The 20,529-nt window shown below is 72.7% G+C and carries 20 protein-coding genes and 2 pseudogenes; 13 read left to right on the forward strand and 9 right to left on the reverse strand.

Translation table 11 applies throughout. The annotated features are described in order from the left end of the window. Nucleotides 1-84: 84 nt before the first annotated feature. From ACZ7HT_RS00445 to ACZ7HT_RS00455, 3 genes and pseudogenes are all read left to right on the forward strand, one after another. A pseudogene (locus tag ACZ7HT_RS00445) lies at nucleotides 85-255 on the forward strand (3-methyl-2-oxobutanoate hydroxymethyltransferase); the annotation flags it as partial. Between the two features lie 90 nt (nucleotides 256-345). Further along, on the forward strand, nucleotides 346-1,356 hold the full coding sequence (locus ACZ7HT_RS00450) for an ATP-binding cassette domain-containing protein (protein WP_471158199.1): 1,011 nt from the start codon (nucleotides 346-348) through the stop codon (nucleotides 1,354-1,356). After that, nucleotides 1,353-2,216, forward strand: a complete 864-nt coding sequence (locus tag ACZ7HT_RS00455; RefSeq protein WP_471158201.1) for an ABC transporter permease — start codon at nucleotides 1,353-1,355, stop codon at nucleotides 2,214-2,216. The genes ACZ7HT_RS00450 and ACZ7HT_RS00455 overlap by 4 nt, the downstream gene beginning before the upstream one ends. A gap of 15 nt (nucleotides 2,217-2,231) precedes the next feature. On the opposite strand, the gene ACZ7HT_RS00460 is transcribed toward ACZ7HT_RS00455, so the two are convergent. After that, a complete protein-coding gene (locus ACZ7HT_RS00460; RefSeq protein WP_471158203.1) occupies nucleotides 2,232-5,507 on the reverse strand; it encodes an AfsR/SARP family transcriptional regulator in 3,276 nt (1,091 codons plus the stop codon). A 121-nt stretch (nucleotides 5,508-5,628) separates the two neighbouring features. Between ACZ7HT_RS00460 and ACZ7HT_RS00465 the strand changes: the two genes are divergently transcribed. Continuing rightward, entirely contained in the window at nucleotides 5,629-6,423 is a 795-nt protein-coding gene (locus ACZ7HT_RS00465; RefSeq protein ID WP_471158205.1) for a site-2 protease family protein, read from the forward strand. Here ACZ7HT_RS00465 and ACZ7HT_RS00470 read toward each other — a convergent pair. Next, complete coding sequence (locus tag ACZ7HT_RS00470; protein ID WP_471158207.1) at nucleotides 6,420-6,659, reverse strand: hypothetical protein; 240 nt, start codon at nucleotides 6,657-6,659, stop codon at nucleotides 6,420-6,422. The genes ACZ7HT_RS00465 and ACZ7HT_RS00470 overlap by 4 nt on opposite strands. A gap of 37 nt (nucleotides 6,660-6,696) precedes the next feature. After that, nucleotides 6,697-7,395 carry an NADPH-dependent F420 reductase gene (gene npdG, locus ACZ7HT_RS00475; protein ID WP_471158209.1) on the reverse strand — a complete coding sequence of 233 codons (699 nt, stop codon included), beginning with the start codon at nucleotides 7,393-7,395 and terminating at the stop codon, nucleotides 6,697-6,699. Between the two features lie 106 nt (nucleotides 7,396-7,501). On the opposite strand from npdG, the gene ACZ7HT_RS00480 reads away from it, so the two are divergent. Next, nucleotides 7,502-8,104, forward strand: coding sequence for a hypothetical protein (locus ACZ7HT_RS00480; protein WP_471158211.1), 603 nt, complete (start codon nucleotides 7,502-7,504; stop codon nucleotides 8,102-8,104). A gap of 111 nt (nucleotides 8,105-8,215) precedes the next feature. Next, nucleotides 8,216-8,383: pseudogene (locus ACZ7HT_RS00485) on the forward strand (MFS transporter); the annotation flags it as partial. 75 nt (nucleotides 8,384-8,458) lie between these two features. On the opposite strand, the gene ACZ7HT_RS00490 reads toward ACZ7HT_RS00485, so the two are convergent. Continuing rightward, the gene (locus ACZ7HT_RS00490) at nucleotides 8,459-8,692 is read right to left on the reverse strand and encodes a hypothetical protein (protein ID WP_471158213.1); all 234 of its coding nucleotides are present in this window, start codon (nucleotides 8,690-8,692) and stop codon (nucleotides 8,459-8,461) included. 61 nt (nucleotides 8,693-8,753) lie between these two features. Between ACZ7HT_RS00490 and map the strand changes: the two genes are divergently transcribed. Together map and ACZ7HT_RS00500 are read left to right on the forward strand one after the other, a co-directional pair. Further along, complete coding sequence (gene map, locus ACZ7HT_RS00495) at nucleotides 8,754-9,611, forward strand: type I methionyl aminopeptidase (RefSeq protein ID WP_471158215.1); 858 nt, start codon at nucleotides 8,754-8,756, stop codon at nucleotides 9,609-9,611. A 114-nt stretch (nucleotides 9,612-9,725) separates the two neighbouring features. Beyond that, nucleotides 9,726-10,376, forward strand: coding sequence for a biliverdin-producing heme oxygenase (locus ACZ7HT_RS00500; protein ID WP_471158217.1), 651 nt, complete (start codon nucleotides 9,726-9,728; stop codon nucleotides 10,374-10,376). Nucleotides 10,377-10,383: 7 nt separating this feature from the next. Here the strand turns inward: ACZ7HT_RS00500 and ACZ7HT_RS00505 are convergent, their stop codons facing one another. Continuing rightward, entirely contained in the window at nucleotides 10,384-11,052 is a 669-nt protein-coding gene (locus ACZ7HT_RS00505) for a PhzF family phenazine biosynthesis protein (RefSeq protein WP_471158219.1), read from the reverse strand. Between the two features lie 237 nt (nucleotides 11,053-11,289). Between ACZ7HT_RS00505 and efeO the strand changes: the two genes are divergently transcribed. From efeO to ACZ7HT_RS00525, 4 genes are read left to right on the forward strand one after another with little or no spacing between them, the layout of a single operon-like run. Then, the gene (gene efeO / locus ACZ7HT_RS00510) at nucleotides 11,290-12,444 is read left to right on the forward strand and encodes an iron uptake system protein EfeO (RefSeq protein WP_471158221.1); all 1,155 of its coding nucleotides are present in this window, start codon (nucleotides 11,290-11,292) and stop codon (nucleotides 12,442-12,444) included. A 14-nt stretch (nucleotides 12,445-12,458) separates the two neighbouring features. Continuing rightward, nucleotides 12,459-13,739 carry an iron uptake transporter deferrochelatase/peroxidase subunit gene (gene efeB / locus ACZ7HT_RS00515; RefSeq protein WP_471158223.1) on the forward strand — a complete coding sequence of 427 codons (1,281 nt, stop codon included), beginning with the start codon at nucleotides 12,459-12,461 and terminating at the stop codon, nucleotides 13,737-13,739. Nucleotides 13,740-13,757: 18 nt separating this feature from the next. After that, a complete protein-coding gene (gene efeU / locus ACZ7HT_RS00520; protein ID WP_471158225.1) occupies nucleotides 13,758-14,633 on the forward strand; it encodes an iron uptake transporter permease EfeU in 876 nt (291 codons plus the stop codon). Continuing rightward, the gene (locus tag ACZ7HT_RS00525; RefSeq protein WP_471158227.1) at nucleotides 14,596-15,615 is read left to right on the forward strand and encodes an SCO2278 family lipoprotein; all 1,020 of its coding nucleotides are present in this window, start codon (nucleotides 14,596-14,598) and stop codon (nucleotides 15,613-15,615) included. The genes efeU and ACZ7HT_RS00525 overlap by 38 nt, the downstream gene beginning before the upstream one ends. Before the next feature lie 46 nt (nucleotides 15,616-15,661). Here ACZ7HT_RS00525 and ACZ7HT_RS00530 read toward each other — a convergent pair whose 3' ends face one another. Continuing rightward, complete coding sequence (locus ACZ7HT_RS00530) at nucleotides 15,662-16,441, reverse strand: bifunctional DNA primase/polymerase (RefSeq protein ID WP_471158229.1); 780 nt, start codon at nucleotides 16,439-16,441, stop codon at nucleotides 15,662-15,664. A 113-nt stretch (nucleotides 16,442-16,554) separates the two neighbouring features. Further along, on the reverse strand, nucleotides 16,555-17,187 hold the full coding sequence (locus tag ACZ7HT_RS00535; RefSeq protein ID WP_471158231.1) for a TetR/AcrR family transcriptional regulator: 633 nt from the start codon (nucleotides 17,185-17,187) through the stop codon (nucleotides 16,555-16,557). 152 nt (nucleotides 17,188-17,339) lie between these two features. Here ACZ7HT_RS00535 and ddaH point away from each other — a divergent pair, with 152 nt between their 5' ends. Then, nucleotides 17,340-18,170, forward strand: coding sequence for a dimethylargininase (ddaH, locus tag ACZ7HT_RS00540; RefSeq protein WP_471158233.1), 831 nt, complete (start codon nucleotides 17,340-17,342; stop codon nucleotides 18,168-18,170). Here ddaH and ACZ7HT_RS00545 read toward each other — a convergent pair. Together ACZ7HT_RS00545 and ACZ7HT_RS00550 are read right to left on the reverse strand one after the other, a co-directional pair. Further along, nucleotides 18,167-19,144, reverse strand: coding sequence for a small ribosomal subunit Rsm22 family protein (locus tag ACZ7HT_RS00545; protein WP_471158235.1), 978 nt, complete (start codon nucleotides 19,142-19,144; stop codon nucleotides 18,167-18,169). The two genes, ddaH and ACZ7HT_RS00545, sit on opposite strands and share 4 nt — an antisense overlap. A 9-nt stretch (nucleotides 19,145-19,153) precedes the next feature. Further along, on the reverse strand, nucleotides 19,154-20,434 hold the full coding sequence (locus ACZ7HT_RS00550) for a Bcr/CflA family multidrug efflux MFS transporter (RefSeq protein ID WP_471158237.1): 1,281 nt from the start codon (nucleotides 20,432-20,434) through the stop codon (nucleotides 19,154-19,156). Nucleotides 20,435-20,529: the final 95 nt, after the last annotated feature.

Genomic DNA, 20,529 nt, shown 5'->3' on the forward strand with positions numbered 1-20,529 from the left:
ACTCCTCTACCACCCCCCCCCCCCCCCCCCCCCCCCCCCCCCCCCCCCCCCCCCCCCCCCCCCCCCCCCCCCCCCCCCCCCCCCGACGCGCAGGTCCTCGTGTGGACCGACATGGCCGGCCTGACCGGCGGCAAGGTGCCGCGCTTCACCAAGCAGTACGCCAACCTCCGCGAGACGCTCGGCGACGCCGCCCGCGCCTTCGCCGAGGACGTCGGCGGCGGGGCGTTCCCCGCCGAGGAGCACACCTTCCACTAGCCGCAGCGGCACCATCCGACAGCCCGCCGACATCCCCCATCGGCGGGCTGTCGGTCGTCTGTCGGGGGCTTGTCGGTGGCGCCCTGTTCCATGGTGGACATGACGCGATCACACACCAACGCCGTCGAGGTCCGGGGCCTCGTGAAGCACTTCGGCGCGACGAAGGCCCTCGACGGGGTCGACCTCGACGTCCGCGAAGGCACCGTCCTCGGGGTCCTCGGGCCGAACGGCGCCGGGAAGACCACCCTCGTCCGCTGCCTGTCCACCCTCCTCGTCCCGGACGCCGGGACCGCCACCGTCGCCGGGTACGACGTGGTGAGGCACCCCCGTCAGCTGCGCCGCGTCATCGGCCTCACCGGCCAGTACGCCTCGGTCGACGAGAAGCTGTCCGGCTGGGAGAACCTGTACATGATCGGGCGGCTGCTCGACCTCTCCCGCAAGGACGCCCGCGCCCGCGCCGACGAGATGCTGGAGCGCTTCTCCCTCACCGACGCCGCCAAGCGTCCGGCCATGAACTACTCCGGCGGCATGCGGCGCCGCCTCGACCTCGCCGCCTCGATGATCGGGCAGCCCGCCGTCCTCTACCTGGACGAGCCGACCACCGGCCTCGACCCGCGCACCCGCAACGAGGTGTGGGACGAGGTGCAGCGCATGGTGTCCGAGGGCGCGACCGTCCTGCTCACCACCCAGTACATGGAGGAGGCGGAGCAGCTCGCGAGCGAACTGACCGTCATCGACAAGGGCAAGGTCATCGCCAAGGGCGGCGTCGACGAGCTGAAGGCCAAGGTCGGCGGCCGGACCCTGAAGGTCCGCCCCGTGGACGCGGGCCGGCTGCCCGCCATGGCCGCCGCGCTCCGCGAGACCGGCCTCGACGGGATCGCCGGCTCGACCGTCGTGCCCGACGAGGGCGTGCTGTACGTGCCGATCCTCACCGACGAGCAGCTGACGGCCGTCGTGGGCCTGCTCGGCGCGCGCGGTTTCGGCATCGCCCACATCGGCACCCATCTGCCCAGCCTGGACGAGGTGTTCCTGGCGATCACGGGCGAGAAGACCGCCGACTCCGACCTGTCCGACGCGATCAACGAGGAGGTCGTCGCATGAGCACGACCGCCGTCACCCCGTCCAAGTCCCCCGCCGGCGCCCCCGGGAAGGCCTCGCCGCGCACGGCGCCTCCCACGGAGAGCAGCCGGATCGGCCTGCGGGCCAACCTCCGCCACATCGGCGCCCTGGCCCGGCGCAACGCGCTCCAGATCAAGCAGGACCCGGAGTCGATGTTCGACGCCGTGCTCATGCCGGTCATCTTCATCCTGCTGTTCGTGTACGTCTTCGGCGGCGCCATCGCCGGCAAGGGCAACCAGGCCGAGTACGTGAACTACGTGGCCCCCGGCCTGATGGCCATGATGGGCATGAACATCGCGATGGGTGTCGGCACCGGCATCAACGACGACTTCAAGAAGGGCGTCATGGACCGGTTCCGGACCATGCCGATCGCCCGGTCCTCCGTCCTCATCGCGAAGATCGTCGTCGAGGTCGGCCGCATGATGGTCGCCACCGCGATCCTGCTCGGCATGGCCTTCGTGCTCGGGCTCACCATCCACACCTCGGTGCTCGGCCTGCTCGCCTCCATCGGCCTGTCGCTGGTCTTCGGCGCCTCTCTGATGTGGATCTTCATCCTGCTCGGCCTCACGATGAAGACGGCCCAGGCCGTCCAGGGGATGGCCATGCTCGTCCTGATGCCGCTCCAGTTCGGCTCCTCGATCTTCGCCCCGCCGACCACCATGCCCGGCTGGCTGCAGACGTTCACCGACTACAACCCGCTGTCGAACCTCGCCGACGCCTCCCGCGCCCTGATCAACGGCGGCGCGCTCGCCCACTCGGTGGGGATGACCCTCGGCTGGTCGGTGCTCATCACCGTCCTCGCGGCACCGTTCGCGGTCTCCAAGTTCCGCAAGAAGACCTGAGTCCCGACCGGGGGATCATGACTCGGCGCGCTCACTGATCGCGTCGGCGGCGCGACCGAGCAGGGCGGCGGCCTCTTCCAGAGAGAGGCGGCCGCCCTCCGCGTGTGCGGCCTCGAACTCCCCCTCCGCGAGCGCGGACCGGGTCAGTTCCGTGGCCCGCCACAGGTTCTCCAGCTCCCTGGGCGGCGACAGATGACCGGGCGGCAGCAGCCCCTCGGACGCGCCGAGCAGGACGGCGGCGGTACGGGACGGGGGACCGCCGAGGCCGGCGAGCGCCCAGGCCGCGGTGATCAGATGGATCGACGGCATCTGCGGGGCGACCATCAGGGACAGCCCGCCGAGGGAGCGCTCGTACGCCCGCCGGGACAGCTCGAACGCCGCGTCGTACCGCTCTTCGAGGTTGAACACCCAGGCCAGGCTGCCGAGCGTGAAGCCCTCGAAGATCGAGAAGGTCTCGGAGCTGAACTCGTCGAGCAGCCGCTCCAGATGCACCCGCGCCTCGGCCGTCCGGCCGGTCCGGGCGAGCAGCAGCGCCAGGAAGATCCGGGCGGCGAGCATCGGCTCGTGGCCCCAGCCGTGCTCGCCCTTCACCACCTCGCGCAGGATCCGCTCCGCCTCCTCGCCGCGGCCGGTCTCGATCAGCATGTCGGCGTACCGGGCGCGCAGCAGGCCCATCTGGGACTGGGCGCCGATCCGCTCCGCGTACGCGATGGCGTCGGCGTAGTCCTGTGCGGCGCCCTCGAACTGGAGCCTCCGCTCGCGGGCCTCGGCGCGCGCGGACAGCGCCTCGGCGGCGCCCCAGGCGTCCTCCAGGCGTACGAAGATCTCCAGGCTCTCGTCGGCGTCGGCGGTCGCCCGCTCGGCCAGGTCGGCCCGGTTGGCGAGCATGTTGGCGCGCAGCTGGAGGGCGTTGGCGAGCTCCCAGTCGTAGCCGTAGCGGCGGCAGGCGGAGACGTGCGCCTCCAGGGCCGCGTCCATGCGGCCGGGCTCGCCGATGAGGAGGACGGCGAAGACCGCGAAGGAGCCGGGCAGCCGGCAGGTCTGCGGGAGCCCCGGCGGGTAGATCTCGTTGATCCGCCGCAGCCGCTCGACCCCGGCGGGGGTGGTCCAGCGGCCGGTCTCGTGGTCCATGTTGAGCAGCTCGATCAGCCGCAGTCCGCGCCGGGCCTCCCAGCGCTGCTCCTCGGAGAGCGGCGGGGGCGCGGCGGTGCACGGCTCGTGCATCGGTACGACGGGGGCGGCGGGCGTCCCGAAGGGGTCGGGCCCGAGGGCGACGACGGACTCCGCCCAGTGCAGGGCGTCGGCGCGCAGGTCGCGCATCTGCCAGTACCAGAGCAGCGAGTGGACGAGCACGAGCGCCTCGTCCTCCTCGCGGGCGTCGACGGCCCGGCGCAGTGCGGTACGGATGTTCCCGTACTCGGCGCCGAACCGCGCGATGGCCACGGTCTGCCCGGAACCGCGCAGCTCGGGGTCGGTACGGCGGGCGAGCTCGCGGTAGTACGTGAGGTGCCGGCGCTCGACGGCGGTCCGCTCCCCGGCCTCGTCGAGCCGCTCCCCGGCGTACTCGGCGACGGTCTCCAGGAGCCGGTACCGCATACCGGTCTCGCCGGGGGCGGCGACGACGAGCGACTTGTCGACGAGGGCGCCGAGGAGGTCGAGGAGGTCGAGGACGGGGGCGGCGCCCCTCTCGTCGGCGCAGACCGCCTCCGCGGCCTCCAGGTCGCAGCCGCCCGTGAAGACCGAGAGGCGGCGGAGGACGGCGCGTTCGGGGACGTCCAGGAGGTCCCAGGACCAGTCGACGACCGCGCGCAGGGTCTGCTGCCGGGGCAGGACCGTCCTGGCGCCCGAGGTGAGGAGCCGGAAGCGGTCGTCGAGGCGGTCCGCGATCTGGCGGAGGGTCAGCATCCGCAGCCGGGCCGCCGCGAGTTCGATGGCCAGCGGGAGGCCGTCCAGGCGCCGTACGACCTCGCCGGCGGCGACCGGGTCGTCCTCGACGCGGAACCCGGGGCTGACCGCCGCGCCCCGCTCCCCGAGCAGCCGCAGCGCCATCCCGGTCGGCAGCGGGCCGAGGGGCCGCAGCGCCTCCCCGGGGACGCCGAGCGGTTCACGGCTCGTCGCGAGCACGCGGAGCTCAGGGCAGCGCGCGAGCAGGGTCTCGGCGAGTTCGGCGGCCGCGCCGACGAGGTGCTCGCAGTTGTCGAGGAGGAGCAGCATCCGCCGCCCGGCGCAGTGCTCGACGAGCCGGGCGAACGGGTCGCCCCCGCCGCGCAGCTCCTCGGCTCCGGCGCCGCGGAGCACGGTCTCGCGGGCGCCGACGGCCGCGAGGACGGCCTCGGGCACGGCCTCCGGGTCGCGTACGGGCGCGAGTTCCGCCACCCACACGCCGTCCGGCCAGTCCCCGGCCGTCCGCTCGGCGGCCTCCTGCGAGAGCCGGGTCTTCCCGGCCCCGCCGGGGCCGAGCAGGGTGACGAGCCGCGCGCCGCGCAGATCGTCCCGGACGAGGGCGATCTCCTCCTCGCGCCCGACGAAGCTGGTGAGCCGCGCGCGCAGGTTGCCCCGCACGGGAGGACGTTCGGGTTCCGGGGCGAGCAGCTCCGCGTGGAGGGCGCGCAGGGCGGGGGACGGGTCCGTGCCGAGGCGGGTGGCGAGGGCGCGGCGGACCGACTCGTAGGCGGCGAGCGCCTCGGCCGCCCGGCCGGTGTCCCGCAGGGCGCGGATGCGGAGGGCCTGGAGGGGCTCGTCGAGGGGATGGGCGGCGCAGAGGGAGGTGAGCTCGGGGAGGGCGGCGTCGGCCCCGCCGAGCGCGAGGGCGGCGTCGAGCCGGGCCCGGCGGGCGTCCAGGCGGCGGGCCTCCCAGCGGGCGGCCTCCGCGTCCCGGTCCGGCAGGTCGGCGAGGGCGGGCCCGCGCCAGAGCCCGAGGGCCTCGTCGAGGAGCGCCGCGGCGCGTGCGGGGTCGGCCGCGGCCATGCCCTCGACGGCGAGGCGCTCGAAACGGCGGGCGTCCACGTCCTCGGGCCGGGCGTCGAGCCGGTAACCGCCCTCGGCGGAGACCACGCGGTCCCGGCCGAGGGCCCTGCGGAGCCGCGCGACGAGGGCCTGGAGCGCGGCGGGCGCGTCGGCGGGCGGCTCGTCGCCGTGCCACACCTCGTCGACGAGCTCGGCCACGGGAACGATCCGGCCGGCCCGCAGGACGAGGACGGTGAGCAGGGCGCGGACGCGGGGGCCGCCGACGGCGAGGTCGGTGCCGTCGGGGGTGCGGACGAGGGTGGGACCGAGGACGGAGTAGCGCACGGGCCCATTCTCGCGTGCCCCCGCACCGGGCGGGGCGTCGCCCCAGCCCAGGAACTCGTGGCGGTGCCCGGTACGTTTCACGCACAGTCGTCCTCCGTACGTACCCCAGGGAGCCCTCGTGATGACCACGGCCGCCGCCCGGCGCCATGAACGGCGGGTCAGTCCCGTCTTCCTGGCGATCCTCGCCGTCATGGCCGTGACCGGCTGGGCGGTGTGGACGGACTTCGCCGCCTCGCCCGGTCTCGCGGTGTTCCTCTTCGTGACCTCGGCGTGGGTCGTGTCGCTCTGTCTGCACGAGTACGCGCACGCCAGGACCGCCCTGCACGGCGGGGACATCACCGTGGGCGCGAAGGGTTATCTGACGCTCAACCCGCTCGCGTACACGCACGCCGTGCTGAGCGTCGTCCTGCCGGTGCTGTTCGTGATCATGGGCGGGATCGGTCTGCCGGGCGGCGCGGTCTTCATCGAGCAGGGGCGGATCAAGGGCCGCTGGAAGCACAGCCTGATCTCGGCGGCGGGCCCCCTGGCCAACGTGCTGTTCGCGATCGTGTGCACGGCGCCGTTCTGGCTGGACGCGCTCGACGGCGTGCCGCTCGCCTTCCGGTACGCGCTGGCGTTCCTGGCGTTCCTCCAGGTGACGGCCGCGCTCCTGAACTTCCTGCCGGTGCCGGGGCTCGACGGCTACGGGGTCGTGGAGCCCTGGCTGTCGTACAAGGTGAAGCGGCAGATCGAGCCGTACGCGCCGTACGGCTTCTTCATCGTGATCGCGCTGCTGTTCGTCCCGCAGATCAACAGCGCCTTCTTCGACGCGATCGACGCCCTGATGCGCGCGCTCGGGGTGCCCGAGTTCAGCCGGTACTGCGGCTCGCAGCTGTTCCGGTTCTGGGAGGAGACGCCGGAGTTCTGCCGGGTCTAGGCGTCCGCGGCGGCGGCCTTCTCGGCCTTCGCGCGCCGGATGTAGTACCAGGCCATGTTCGAGGACAGGCCGGCGAGGAGCACCCAGACGACGCCGAGGAAGCTGCCCTGGACGAAGGAGACGACGGCCGCGGCGGCGGCCAGGGCGCAGACCACGAGGGCGTAGAGGGCGAGGCGGGGCATGGGGGTCGGCTCCTGTCCGGATGCGGCGTTTCGTGCCCGTCCAGTGTCCCCCATGCCCCGGTCCGCGACGGGACCGGCTCGGACGACCGGCTCAGATGTCGGTGACCCGCAGGCCCGCGTGCGCCTTGTAGCGGCGGTTGACGGAGATCAGGTTGGCGACGAGCGACTCGACCTGGTGGGCGCCCCGGAGCCGGCCGGCGAAGACGCCGCGCATGCCGGCGATGCGGCCGGCGAGGGCCTGGACGATCTCGACGTCGGCGCGCTCCTCGCCGAGGACCATGACGTCGGTGTCGATCTCCTCGATGGAGGTGTCCTTGAGGAGGACCGCGGAGAGGTGGTGGAAGGCGGCGGCGACCCGGGAGTCCGGGAGGAGCGCGGCGGCCTGCTCGGCGGCGGAGCCCTCCTCGGGCTTGAGGGCGTAGGCGCCCTTCTTGTCGAAGCCGAGCGGGTTGACGCAGTCCACGACGAGTTTGCCGCGGAGCTCCTCGCGCAGCGACTCCAGGGTCTTGGCGTGGCCGTCCCACGGCACGGCGACGATGACGACGTCGCTGCGGCGGGCGGTCTCGGCGTTGTCGGCGCCCTCGACGCCGTGGCCGATCTCCGCGGCGACGGCCTGCGCGCGCTCGGCGGCGCGGGAGCCGATGATCACCTTCTGGCCGGCCTTGGCGAGGCGGTAGGCGAGGCCGCGGCCCTGGTCGCCGGTGCCGCCGAGGACGCCGACGACGAGACCGGAGACGTCGGGGAGGTCCCACGGGTCCTTCGGGGCGGGCTTGCTGTCAGTCGTAGTCATGGCCCCGACATTACCGACCGGTCGGGTCCGTCGGCCCACTCTCGTACGGGTGGAACTGCCGCGACCCGGCCTCGCGCGGGGCCCGGCTGGGGCAGGATGCGGGCCCATGGATGCCGTACGGGTCGCGTTGCTGCGGGAAGTGCTCGCCGGGACGGAGTGGCCGGCGGCGGCCCGCCGGTTCGCGGGCGCGCTCCGGTCCTCGGTCGTGCCGCACCGGGGCGGGCTGCTCCTGGTGGGCACGGAGGGGTACGAGCCGTGGCATCTGGCGGCGCACCTGGTCGACGAGTCCGCCTGGTCGGGGCTGCCGGAGCTGGCGCCGACGCTGGTCCGGCACCGGGTGCGACCGGGCGCCCCGGCGCATCTGTCGGTGGGCCTGGCCCGTCTGGAGGCGGCGGCGCGCGGGGCGACGCTGCTGATGGTGGCGCCGGAGCGGCCGGACGCGGGGGTGCTCCAGCGGGTGCACGACGCCCGCCGGGCGGGGGCGACCGTGCTGTCGCTCGACGGCGGCGACGAGGAGGTCCTGGGGCTCGCGCACGAGACGCTCACGGTGGCGGCGGGGGCGGAGGTGGACCTGGACACGGTGCAGCACCTGGTGAGCGCGGCGGCCGGGGAGAACAGCCTGCCGTCCCCGCGCGGCGGGCGCCGTTTCCGGGACCGGCTCTCGGGGCTCGCGGACCGGCTGACGGCCCCGCCGCCGACCCGCTGGTAGGCCTTCCCGCCGGTAGGCCCTTGCCCGTACGGCCCGCGGTAGGCCCGCCCTGCCGCTGCAGATCAAGGACCTGAGGGTTCGCCGTTCGCGGTCGGCGCGGTGGGCGCGGTCGCAGTCTGGACGGGTGGCGTGGTGTGCGTGGCCTCGGTGGGGCTGCTCTGTCTGGCGCTGCCGAAGCTGCTCGCGTACGACTCCGCGACGGACGAGGACTCGCTGCGCCGCAAGGCCCAGCAGGAGGCCGTCGACGGCGCACGGCCGGAGGCGGCCGGGACCGTCTGACACGACTACGGGTCCCGGCCGCTTCCGCGGGGGCGCTACTCGTCGTCCGCCTGGTCGTTTCCGGCGGGGGCGGCGCTACTCGTCGTCCGCCTGGTCCTTCCCGGCGGCGTCGTGCCAGCGGGGGTCGGTCTCCCATTCCAGGTTCCGCTCGCGGGCGGTCTCCATGGCGTGGGAGGCCTCCTCACGGCTGGCGTACGGGCCGAAGCGGTTCTTCGCAGGGCACTCGGGGCCCTCCTCGACCTTCTTGTGCTCCAGGCAGTAGTACCACTCGCCCGGTTTGCCCGTGGCGCTCTTCTTGAACAGCGGCATCGTCCTCGGCTCCTTCCTTCGGGACCATGCTGCCCCAGACCCGGTCGTTAGACTCGCTGGCATGTCTGGCCAGTCGCTTCTCGTACCGGGGGAGCTCTCCCCCCATCGTTCCGTTCCGGGTTCCATCCGCCGCCCCGAGTACGTCGGGAAGCCCGCACCGGCCCCGTACACCGGGCCCGAGGTGCAGGATTCCGACACCATCGAACGGATGCGGATCGCCGGCCGCATCGCCGCCCAGGCGATGGAGGAGGCCGCCAAGCACATCGCCCCTGGTGTCACCACCGACGAGCTCGACCGGGTCGCGCACGCGTACATGTGCGACCACGGCGCCTACCCGTCCACGCTGGGCTACCGCGGCTTCCCGAAGTCGCTGTGCGCCTCGGTCAACGAGGTCATCTGCCACGGGATCCCGGACTCGACCGTCCTGCGGGACGGCGACATCGTGAACCTGGACGTCACCGCGTACATCAACGGCGTCCACGGCGACAACAACGCCACGTACCTCTGCGGCGACGTCGACGAGGAGTCGCGGCTGCTCGTGGAGCGCACCCGGGAGTCCCTGAACCGGGCGATCAAGGCGGTCAAGCCGGGCCGCCAGATCAACATCATCGGGCGGGTCATCGAGTCGTACGCCAAGCGCTTCGGCTACGGGGTCGTGCGGGACTTCACCGGGCACGGCATCAACTCGTCGTTCCACTCCGGCCTGATCGTGCCGCACTACGACTCGCCCCACCACACCACCGAGATCAAGACCGGCATGACCTTCACGATCGAGCCGATGCTGACGCTCGGCAGCCACGACTACGACATGTGGGACGACGGCTGGACCGTGGTGACCAAGGACCGCAAGCGGACGGCGCAGTTCGAGCACACGCTCGTGGTGACCGAGAACGGGGCCGAAATCCTTACGTTGCCCTGACCGCTCGAACGGGTAGCGTTTTTACCGACAGGACGTCGGGAACCGGTTGACTTAGGTAAGCCTAAGTAGGCAGGATCGTCACTGGTTCCCGCCCATCGGTCTCGGAGGCACGCCTTGGACACGCCCTTCTCCACGTTGATCCGCACGGCTTCGCACGAGCAGCACACGGAGGCGGAGACCTCGTCCTTCATGGGCGACCTCCTGGGCGGGCGCCTGGCCGTCGACGCGTACGCCCGCTACACCGAGCAGCTCTGGTTCGTGTACCGGGCCCTGGAGGAGGGCGCGGAGGCGCTCCGCGAGGACCCGGTCGCCGGGCCCTTCATACGGCCCGAGCTGTTCCGCACGGCCGCCCTGGAGCAGGACCTCGCCCATCTGCGCGGCCCCGACTGGCGCGCGGGCGTCTCCCCGCTGCCCGCCACCGCCGCGTACGCCGGGCGGGTCGCCGAGTGCGCCCGCGACTGGCCCGCCGGCTACGTGGCCCACCACTACACGCGCTACCTGGGCGACCTGTCGGGCGGTCAGATCATCCGCGACCGGGCGGAGCGGACCTGGGGCTTCGACCGCAAGGGCGACGGGGTCCGCTTCTACGTCTTCGAGGAGATCCCCAACCCGGCGGCGTTCAAGCGGGGGTACCGGGAGCTGCTCGACGGCGTGGACGCCGACGACCTGGAGAAGCAGCGGATCGTCGACGAGTGCCGGCGCGCCTTCGACTTCAACACCGCGGTCTTCCGCGAGCTGGGCGGGGAGTACCCACTCAGCGCCTGAGAGCCCCTCAGCGCGTGAGCGTTCCCTCCAGGCGGACCCGGCCGCCCAGTTCCACGATGCCGTCGGGGCCGGGGGCGGTGAGCAGCTGCGAGCCCCGGCCCTGCGTGATGTTGAGGGCCCGTCCCAGCTGTGCGGTGAGGAGCAGCGCCGCCGCGCCGGTCGCCTCGTCCTCGTCGATGCCGTCGCCGCGGCCCGGGAAGGCCCGCGCCCTGATCCGCCCGGCGGCCTCCTCCTCCCAGGCCCAGGCGTAGATCCACTCCCCCGGCTCGGGCACGTCGAGGGCCTCCACCTCGGCGACGGAGCCGTACTGACGCAGGGTCCGGGGCGGCGCCCACTCGGCGCGCGCCTCGATCCAGGTGAACTCGCCGTCGCCGCGCACCCAGACCTCGCCGGCGGGCGGCTGGACGACCTCCAGGTCGAGCAGCCAGGCGGCGCCGACGAGCGGGTGTCCGGCGAACGGGAGGCGCAGCCCGGGGGTGTAGATGTCGACGATCCCGCGCTCCGGGTCGTCCACGAACACCGTCTCGCTGAAGCCGAGCTCCTTGGCGAGCGCCTGCCGTGACGACTCGTCGGGGTGGGTACGGGCGTCCCGTACGACTCCGAGACGGTTGCCGTGCCGGCCGTCGCCCGCACAGAAGACCCGGAGGACGTCGATGTCAGTGGCGGTCGTGTTCATGACGGAATTCAACCACCTGCGCACCGACCGTACCGACGCGTAATCGGAATCGGGATAATCCACCCCGCTTGACCTTCCCTTGACCAAGCCGTGATGCCCCCATGATGCCCCCGTGACCTCGCCGTGTCCGGTGCGCCCGCCCTGAGAGCTGAATCACTGGAGGGGTGGGTATTGCTGAGGTAAGCCTCGGTTAAGTTAGGTCCGCCTCAGTCCGTCCCCCGCGTTCCTGGAGTACTCATGCGAGCAGTCCGCCTCTCCGTCGTCACCGCCGCCGCGACAGCGGCCGCTCTGACCGCCGTCACGGGCTGCGCCGAGAAAAGCGACTCCAAGGCGAGCGACGACGCGATCACCGTCGTCGCCAAGGACGACTCCTGCGAGGTCTCGAAGAAGGAGTTCCCGGCCGGGCACGTGAAGCTGGCCGTCGAGAACCGCGGCTCCAAGATCACCGAGGTGTACGTCCTCTTCCCGGACGACCGGATCGTCACCGAGCGCGAGAACATCGGCCCCGGCACCAAGGCCACCATCACCGCCGAGTTCAAGTCCGGCGACTACTTCATCGCCTGCAAGCCCGGCATGAAGGGCGACGGCATCCGCCAGGCCGTCAAGGCCACCGGTGGCAAGGCCGCCGCCAAGCGCTCCCCCGAGATGGACGCCGCAGTCGCCGCCTACCGCCAGTACGTCCAGGCGCAGGCCGACGAGACCCTCCCCAAGGTGAAGGTCTTCACCGACGCCGTCCGCGCCGGGAACATCGAGGCCGCGAAGAAGGCCTACGCCGACTCCCGCATCGGCTGGGAGCGCACCGAGCCGGTCGCCGAGTCCTTCGGCGACATCGACCCCAAGGTCGACGTCCGCGAGGACGGCCTGGAGGACGGCCAGGACCCGGCGAAGGACTGGACCGGCTGGCACCGCCTGGAGAAGGCGCTCTGGCAGGACAAGAAGATCGGCGACCGCGAGAAGCAGCTCGCCGACCTCCTCGACAAGGACCTCGCGGACTGGGTGAAGCGGGTCGGCAAGGCCGAGATCACCCCGACCTCCATGGCCAACGGCGCCAAGGAGCTCCTGGACGAGGTCTCCACCGGCAAGGTCACCGGCGAGGAGGAGCGCTACTCGCACACCGACCTCGTCGACTTCAAGGCGAACGTCGAGGGTGCGCAGAAGTCCTTCGAGCTGCTCAAGCCGGTCGCCTCGAAGAACGACCCGAAGCTCGTCGCCGAACTCGACAAGCAGTTCGCCGCGCTGAACACGCTGCTCGACAAGTACCGCACGGACAAGACCGGCTACGTCTTCACCTCGTACGAGAAGGTCGGCAAGACCGAGCGCAAGGAACTGTCCGACGGCGTCAACGCCCTGGCCGAGCCGCTCTCCAAGCTCGCCGCCGCGGTCGTGAAGTAACAGGGGGAGGCATCATGACCGACGAGACCACCACCACGGAGCAGGGCGCCGCCGAGCAGGCCGCCGCGCCCTCCCGCCGCAAGGTCATCGGCTGGGGCGGTGCCGGGCTCGCGCTCGGTGCCGCCGCGGCCGGCGGCGCCGTCGCGCTGACCCGCGAAGGCGACCACACCGCCCCGGTCGCCGACACCGGCGGCGCCGTGCCCTTCCACGGCGCGCACCAGTCGGGCATCGCGACCGCCGTGCAGGACCGGCTGCACTTCGCGTCCTTCGACGTGAAGACCACCGACCGCGACGAGCTGATCCAGCTCCTCAAGGAGTGGACGCGGGCCGCCGAGCGCATGACGGCCGGCGCCGAGGTCGGCGAGGGCGCCTACGGCGGCCTGCCGGAGGCCCCGCCGGACGACACGGGCGAGGCCCTCGGCCTCAAGCCCTCCCGGCTCACCCTCACGATCGGCTTCGGCCCCTCGCTCTTCGACGGGCGCTTCGGGCTGAAGGACAAGCGGCCCGGGGCCCTGGTGGATCTGCCCAAGTTCCCGGGCGACAACCTCGATCCGGCGCGCAGCGGCGGCGACATCTGCGTGCAGGCCTGCGCGGACGACCCGCAGGTCGCCGTGCACGCCATCCGCAACCTCGCGCGGATCGGCTTCGGCAAGGTCGCGGTGCGCTGGTCGCAGCTGGGCTTCGGCAAGACGTCCTCGACGACCCCGGACGCCCAGACCCCGCGCAACCTGTTCGGCTTCAAGGACGGCACGCGGAACATCGCGGGCACCGAGACCGAGCGGCTCGCGAAGCACGTGTGGGTGTCCGGCAAGGACGCCGAAGGCGCCTCGGCCTGGATGGACGGCGGCTCGTACCTCGTCGCCCGCCGCATCCGCATGAACGTGGAGATCTGGGACCGCACTCCGCTCTCCGAGCAGGAGGACATCTTCGGCCGGGACAAGAAGGAAGGCGCCCCGGTCGGCAAGGCCAAGGAGCACGACGAGCCGTTCCTGAAGGCCATGAAGCCGGACTCGCACGTCCGCCTCGCGCACCCGGACAGCAACAACGGGGCGACGATCCTGCGCCGCGGCTACTCCTTCACGGACGGCACGGACGGCCTCGGCCGGCTCGACGCGGGCCTGTTCTTCCTGGCGTACATGAAGGACGTCCGCACGGGCTTCATCCCGGTGCAGACCTCGCTGTCCAAGAACGACGCACTCAACGAGTACACACAGCACGTGGGTTCGGCGCTGTTCGCCGTCCCGCCGGGCGTCCGCGACAAGGACGACTGGTGGGGCCGGGCGCTGTTCGCGTAACCGAGGAGGAGAACCGACGTGTTCGGAAACTATCTGATCGGCCTGCGTGAGGGCCTGGAAGCCAGTCTGGTCGTCTGCATCCTCATCGCGTACCTGGTGAAGACCGGGCGCCGTGACGCGCTGAAGCCGATCTGGATCGGCATCGGCGTGGCCGTCGGTGTGGCCCTCGCCTTCGGCGCGGGCCTGGAGTTCGGCTCGCAGGAGCTGACCTTCGAGGCGCAGGAGGCGCTCGGCGGCTCGCTGTCGGTCCTCGCCGTGGGCCTGGTGACCTGGATGGTCTTCTGGATGCGGCGCACGGCCCGGCACCTCAAGGCGGAGCTGCACGGCAAGCTGGACGCGGCCCTGCAGATGGGCACGGGCGCGCTGGTCGCCACCGCCTTCCTGGCGGTGGGCCGCGAGGGCCTGGAGACGGCGCTCTTCGTGTGGGCGTCGGTCCGGGCCTCCTCGGACGGTTCGTACGCGCCGCTGACCGGCGTCATCCTGGGCCTGCTCACGGCGGTCTTCCTCGGCTGGCTGTTCTACCGGGGCGCGCTGAAGATCAACCTGGCGAAGTTCTTCACCTGGACCGGCGGCATGCTGGTCGTGGTGGCGGCGGGCGTGCTCGCGTACGGCGTGCACGACCTCCAGGAGGCCCGGTTCCTCGGCGGCCTCGCGGACAAGGCCTTCGACATCTCGGCGACGATCCCGCCGGACAGCTGGTACGGCACGCTCCTCAAGGGCGTCTTCAACTTCCAGCCGGATCCGACGGTCCTTCAGGTCACGGTGTGGGCGCTGTATCTGATCCCGACGCTCGCGCTGTTCCTGGCCCCGATAGGGTCGGGTCCGTCCGTGCGGGTGGAGAAGCAGAAGGCGACCGATGACAAGGCTGAGGCGAGCGCCGAGACGACCGCTTGAGCGGCTGTCGTCGCGGCCCACGAGGTTCCTTGCCGCCGCGGCGGCGGCGACCGTCCTGTCGCTGACGGCGAGCGGCTGCGTCACCGTGCACGGTGAGCTGGCGCTGCTGCCGCCGGCGACGAAGACCGAGGCGGCGCAGGCCGTCGCCGACTTCACGACCGCGTACAACCGGGCCGACAAGGCCTATGACCCGGCCCTCGACTCGGACCGGGTCACCGGTCCGCTCGGGGAGGTCAACCAGTCGGGCCTGCGCGCACGGCACATCAACACCCCGGGCGGCAACCCGGACCACAAGCCGCTCGTGCTGAGCGACGCGCGGTTCGTGCTGCCCCGGAAGGCGGGCTGGCCGCGCTGGTTCGTCGCGGACACGGCCTCCAACCGGAGCACCCCCGACCAGCGCTGGCTCCTGGTCTTCGTGCGCAACGGGCCGGAGCGGCTGTGGGAGGTCGCGTACCTCACGATCCTGCCCCGGGGCGATGTGCCCGAGTTCTCCGAGGAGGAGGGGTACGCGGTGCCGGTCGCCGCGGACACCGACGCGCTCGCGGTCGCGCCCGAGGACCTCGGCAAGGAGTACGTCGCGTATCTGAAGGACGGGCGGCCGGGGCCGTTCGCGCCGGGCACGCACACCACGCAGTGGCGGGCGGAGCGGCAGAGGGCCGCCAAGCGGCCGGGCATGGCCACCCAGTACATCGACCGGGTCGCGGACCAGGGGGACTTCGCGCCGCTGGGTCTGCGGACGAAGGACGGCGGCGCGCTCGTCTTCTTCGCGACCCGGTACTTCGAGCGGCAGACGGCGGCGAAGGGCTACCGGCCGAAGGTCGGCCCCGACACCAAGGCGCTGCTGACCGGGGAGATCAGGAACACGGTCACCCGGGAGTGGGTGTCCAGCCAGGCGGTCCTGGTGAAGCCGGCGGGCACGGACCGCGACGGGGTCACGGTCGCGAGCCGGCTCCAGGGCGTGGTGGGCGCGGAGGGCTCGTAGCCCTCGCGCGGAGGGCTCGTAGCCCTCACTCGCCCTCCCGGGGGCGTCAGCGCGTCAGCGGCCAGGCGATCTCGTGGGCCGTGTGCTCCCCGTTCCCGTCGGCCTCGCGCTCGGCCGCGTGCCGGGCGCAGGCGTCCTGGAGGGCCTCCAGGAGGTTCAGCGGGTCCGGCAGCGGGTGCTCGGGACCCCGGAGCCAGGCGACGACCGGGTGGGCGTCCTCGTCGCCGGGGAGCCGGGCCGGCGGCACGAGGACGTAGCTGCCGCGGCAGTGCCAGCGCAGCCCCGGGTGCTCGTCCATCGTCTCCGGGTGGCAGTCCAGCTCACACGGCCACCACTCGTCCTCGTCCTCGGGGGTGCCGCGGGTGGCGGTGAAGAAGAGCATCCGCCCGCCGACCGTGTCGACGTCGGCGGACTCGGCGACGGGCCCGACCTCGACGCCCTCGGCGAGGAGGCGCTCCAGGGCGGCGCGGCCGGCGGCCAGCGGCACGTCGAGGACGTCGTGGACCATGCCGGTGGCGGTGATGAAGTTCGCCTCGGGCGCGTTCCGCGCCCAGCGCTCGATCTGCGCGCGGTCGGTGGTCGACTGGGTCTGCCAGGCGAAGGAGACGGGGTGCCGGGCGGGGGTGGGACAGCCGATCCGCTCACAGGAACAGCTGTAGCCCACGGGGTACGCGGCGGGGGCCAGGGGCAGCCCGGCGGCGGCGATGGCCAGGAGCAGCTTCTCGCGGTCGTTCTCCTCGTCGGCCGCGGTGCGTTTGGGGCGCCTGCGCAGCCACTGTGCGAGTCTGCTCTCCGTGCCGCGGTAGCGGCCGATGCCGTCGCCCATCTATCCCCTCACACCTCGTGCTCGCCCGTTCGGCTCTGCCCATCGTCCCACCATCCTGGGCCTCGGGTGACCGGAGTGCGGAAGGGGGTTGCTCACAGACACCGGGCGCGGGTTCAGTCGCGGGGCGCGAGACCGCGCAGGGCGAGGTCGACGAGGGTGTCGGCGTAGGCGTGGGTGAGCGGCAGGGTCCGGTGGATCCACCGGTGGTGGAGGGGTCCGACCAGGAGTTCGACGGCGACGCGGGGGTCCGTCCCGGGGTCGATGTCGCCCTTGGCCTGGGCGGCCTCGATGCGGCGGACGTAGGACTGGAGCTGGGGTTCGAGCAGGGCCTCGGTGAAGCGGGCGCCGAGCTCGGGGTCGACGATCCCCTCGGCGGCGAGGGCGCGGGTGGGGCCGTCGAAGGCGGGGTCGGTCAGCTCGTCGACGGTGGCGCGCAGGACGAGCCTGAGGTCGGCGGCGAGGTCTCCGGTGTCGGGGATCTCACTGTTCGCGTCTCCACCGAGTGCCTCGTTGGCCCGGGCGGCGAGGTCGAGGAAGGCGTCGAGGAGGACGGCCGCCTTGGAGGGCCACCAGCGGTAGATGGTCTGCTTGCCGACGCCGGCGCGGGCGGCGATGCCCTCGATGGTGGTCTTCGCGTAGCCGGTCTCGGAGACGAGGGCGAGCGCGGCGTCGAAGATGGCGCGGCGGGAGCGCTCGCTGCGGCGGGAGGCGTCGGGGGCGGCCTTGGGGGGCCTGGTCTCGGGCATGGTCCCAATCTAACAGCCGACGAGACGAGACGTCTCGCCATGTCCCGCCGCTCGGACGGGCCCGAACCACCCGAACGGTCCACAGCGCGGAGGCCGCCGAGAGCGGACCATGGGTCCACCCGTCACCACCGCTCTCCCGTGAGGAGCCTTCATTGCGCAACACTCCGCGCGCGTCCTCGCCCCGCCGCTACCTGATGTGCCCACCCACGCACTTCGCGGTGACCTACTCCATCAACCCCTGGATGGACCCTACGAAGCCGGTCGACCTGGCCCTCGCCCTCGCCCAGTGGGAGGACCTGCGCGACCGCTACCGCTCGCTCGGCCACACCGTGGAGCTCCTGGATCCCGACCCGGCGCTGCCGGACATGGTCTTCGCGGCGAACGGCGCGACGGTCGTCGAGGGCCGGGTCCTCGGCGCGAAGTTCGCCCACCCGGAGCGGGCCCGCGAGGCCGACGCCCATGTGTCCTGGTTCCGGAGAAACGGTTGGGCGGACGACGCCGTGCGCGAGCCGGAGCACGTGAACGAGGGCGAGGGCGACTTCGCCGTCACCGCCTCCTGGATCCTCGCCGGCCGCGGCTTCCGCTCCAGCCCGCTCTCCCACGACGAGGCGCAGGAGTTCTTCGGCCGCCCGGTGATCGGCCTGGAGCTGGTGGACCCGCGCTACTACCACCTGGACACGGCGCTGTGCGTCCTGGATGACGCCCGGGACGAGGTCATGTACCACCCGGACGCCTTCTCCCCCGGCAGCCGGGCGGTCCTCGCCCGGCTCTTCCCGGACGCCCTGATCGCGAGCGGCGAGGACGCCGCGGCCCTCGGCCTCAACGCGGTCAGCGACGGCCGGAACGTCCTGCTCCCGCAGGCGGCGGTGGGCCTCTACGAGCCCCTCCGCGCGCGCGGCTTCGAACCGGTCGGCATGGACCTGGGCGAACTCCTCAAGGGCGGCGGCAGCGTGAAGTGCTGCACCCAGGAGCTGCGCCCCTAATCGGCCGGCGGCCAGGAGTCGCCCCACTCCACGTCACGGGCCTGCTTGTACAGGGGCCCGTGCCGCTTGGTGACGGTCTCGCGGCCGAGGCCTTCGGGCGCGCAGAGTTCGAGCAGGACCTGGCCCTTGCGGATCTGCGGCCTGCGGACGACGCGCGCGGTCGTCGGGGTCGCGGGGAACCGCACGGCCGCCACGTACGCGTACTTCTCGTCCTCGTACGGCAGCGACCCCCCCTTCACCTTCCGGTGCAGGGACGAGCGGCTCACCCGGGCGGAGAAGTGGCACCAGTCCGTGCCGGGCACGATCGGGCAGGCCCCGCTGTGCGGGCAGGGCGCGGCGACGGTGAAACCGGCGTCGATCAGCAGCGTGCGGGCCGCGATGATCCGCTCGTAGCCGTCGGGGGTGCCGGGCTCGACGATCACGACCGCCTGCGCGGCCCGGGCCGCCTCGGTGACCAGCGCCGTCCTGTCGGCCTCGGTCAGCTCCTTGAGGACGTACGAGACGGTGACGAGGTCCGTGTCGGCGAGGCGCAGGGCGGAGCCGATCCGCTCGCGCCGCCACTCGGCGTCCACGATCCCCGCCGCCAGCTCGCGGCCGAGTGCCAGAGCCGGTTCCGCCCAGTCCAGGACGGTGGTGCGGGGCGGCTCCTCCGCCCAGGCCTCGGCGACGGCCCAGCTCGCCGATCCCGTGCCGCCGCCGACGTCGGTGTGGGTGCGCGGCGCCCAGTCGGGCGCGGCGTCCCGGAGGGCGCCGAGGGTGCCCCGTACCGCCTCGAAGGTCGCCGGCATGCGGTACGCGGCGTACGCGGCGACGTCGGAGCGGTCGCGCAGCACGGGGGCGTCCGTCGGGGTGGTGCCCCGGTAGTTGGCGATCAGCCGCTCGACGGCCTGCGCGGCCCGGTTGGGCGGCAGCCCTTCGAGGAGCGCGGCGAGGGCGGCGCGCAGGGAGTCGGCGGAGGGAGCTGAGGCGTTCACCGAGACAGTCTAGGCGGGCGCGCCGGTCTCCTCCGTCCTGCGCCAGGGGCGGCAGAGGCCCAGGAAGCAGGCGAGGGCGAGGACGGCGCTGCCGAGCTGGACGACGGCCATGGGGACGGCGGTGTGCTCGCCCGCGATGCCGACGAGCGGGGAGGCGACGGCGCCGACGAGGAAGGAGGAGGTGCCGAGGAGGGCGGAGGCGGATCCGGCGGCGTGCGGGGTGCGCATCAGGGCCTGGGCGTTGGTGTTGGGCAGGACCAGGCTCATCGCGGACATCAGGACGAAGAGGCCGGCGGCGACGGGCGCGAGCCCGGTCCCGCCGAAGACGCCCGAGGTCATGAGGAGCAGCGCGAGGCCGGCGAGCACGACGAGGGCGAGGCCCCAGCCGAGCACCTTGTCGAGGCTGACGCGGCCGACGAGGAGCTTGCCGTTGATCTGGCCGACGGCGACGAGCCCGATCGAGTTGAGGCCGAAGAGCAGGCTGAAGGTCTGCGGGGAGGCCCCGTAGATCTCCTGGACGACGAACGGGGAGGCGCTGATGTACGCGAAGAGGGCGGCGAAGGTGAGGCCGCCGGTCAGCACGTAGCCGGTGAAGACCCGGTCGGCGAGGAGCCCGCGCATGGTGCGCAGGGCCTGCCCGACCCCGCCCTCGTGCCGCCGCTCGGGGGGCAGGGTCTCGTGCAGGAAGCGCCAGACGACGACGGTGAGCAGCACGCCGATGGCGGCGAGGACGTAGAAGACGCCCCGCCAGTCCGTGATGCGGAGGATCTGGCCGCCGATGAGGGGGGCGATGATCGGGGCGGCACCGGAGATCAGCATCAGGGTGGAGAAGAAGCGGGCCATCTCGACGCCGTCGTAGAGGTCGCGGACGACGGCGCGGGCGATGACGATGCCTGCGGCGCCGGCGAGGCCCTGGAGCAGCCGGAAGCCGATGAGCAGTTCGACGCTGGGCGCGAAGGCGCAGACGGCGGTGGCGAGGACGTACACGGCCATGCCGGTGAGCAGCGGGCGCCTGCGTCCCCACTTGTCGCTCATGGGGCCGACGACGAGCTGGCCGAGGGCCATGCCGGCGAGGCAGGCGGTGAGGGTGAGCTGCACGGTGGCGGCGGGAGCCCGCAGCGCACCGGTGACCTCCGGGAGCGCCGGGAGGTACATGTCCATGGAGAGCGGGGGGAGGGCGGTGAGCCCGCCCAGGACGAGGGTGACGAGCAGCCCCGTCCGCCGGGCGGCGGTGACGACGGGGCTGTCGGTTATGTGCCCTTGTGTTGTTTTCTGACTGCTCTCCGGCATCGACTGCTCCATTCCGTTGAATCCTCGCCCATGTTCTCAGCCGAACCGGTCCGTGGTGACCACGGACCGGTTCGGGATCCCACGGGCGTACGAGC

Source organism: Streptomyces sp. NPDC037410 (assembly GCF_055602235.1).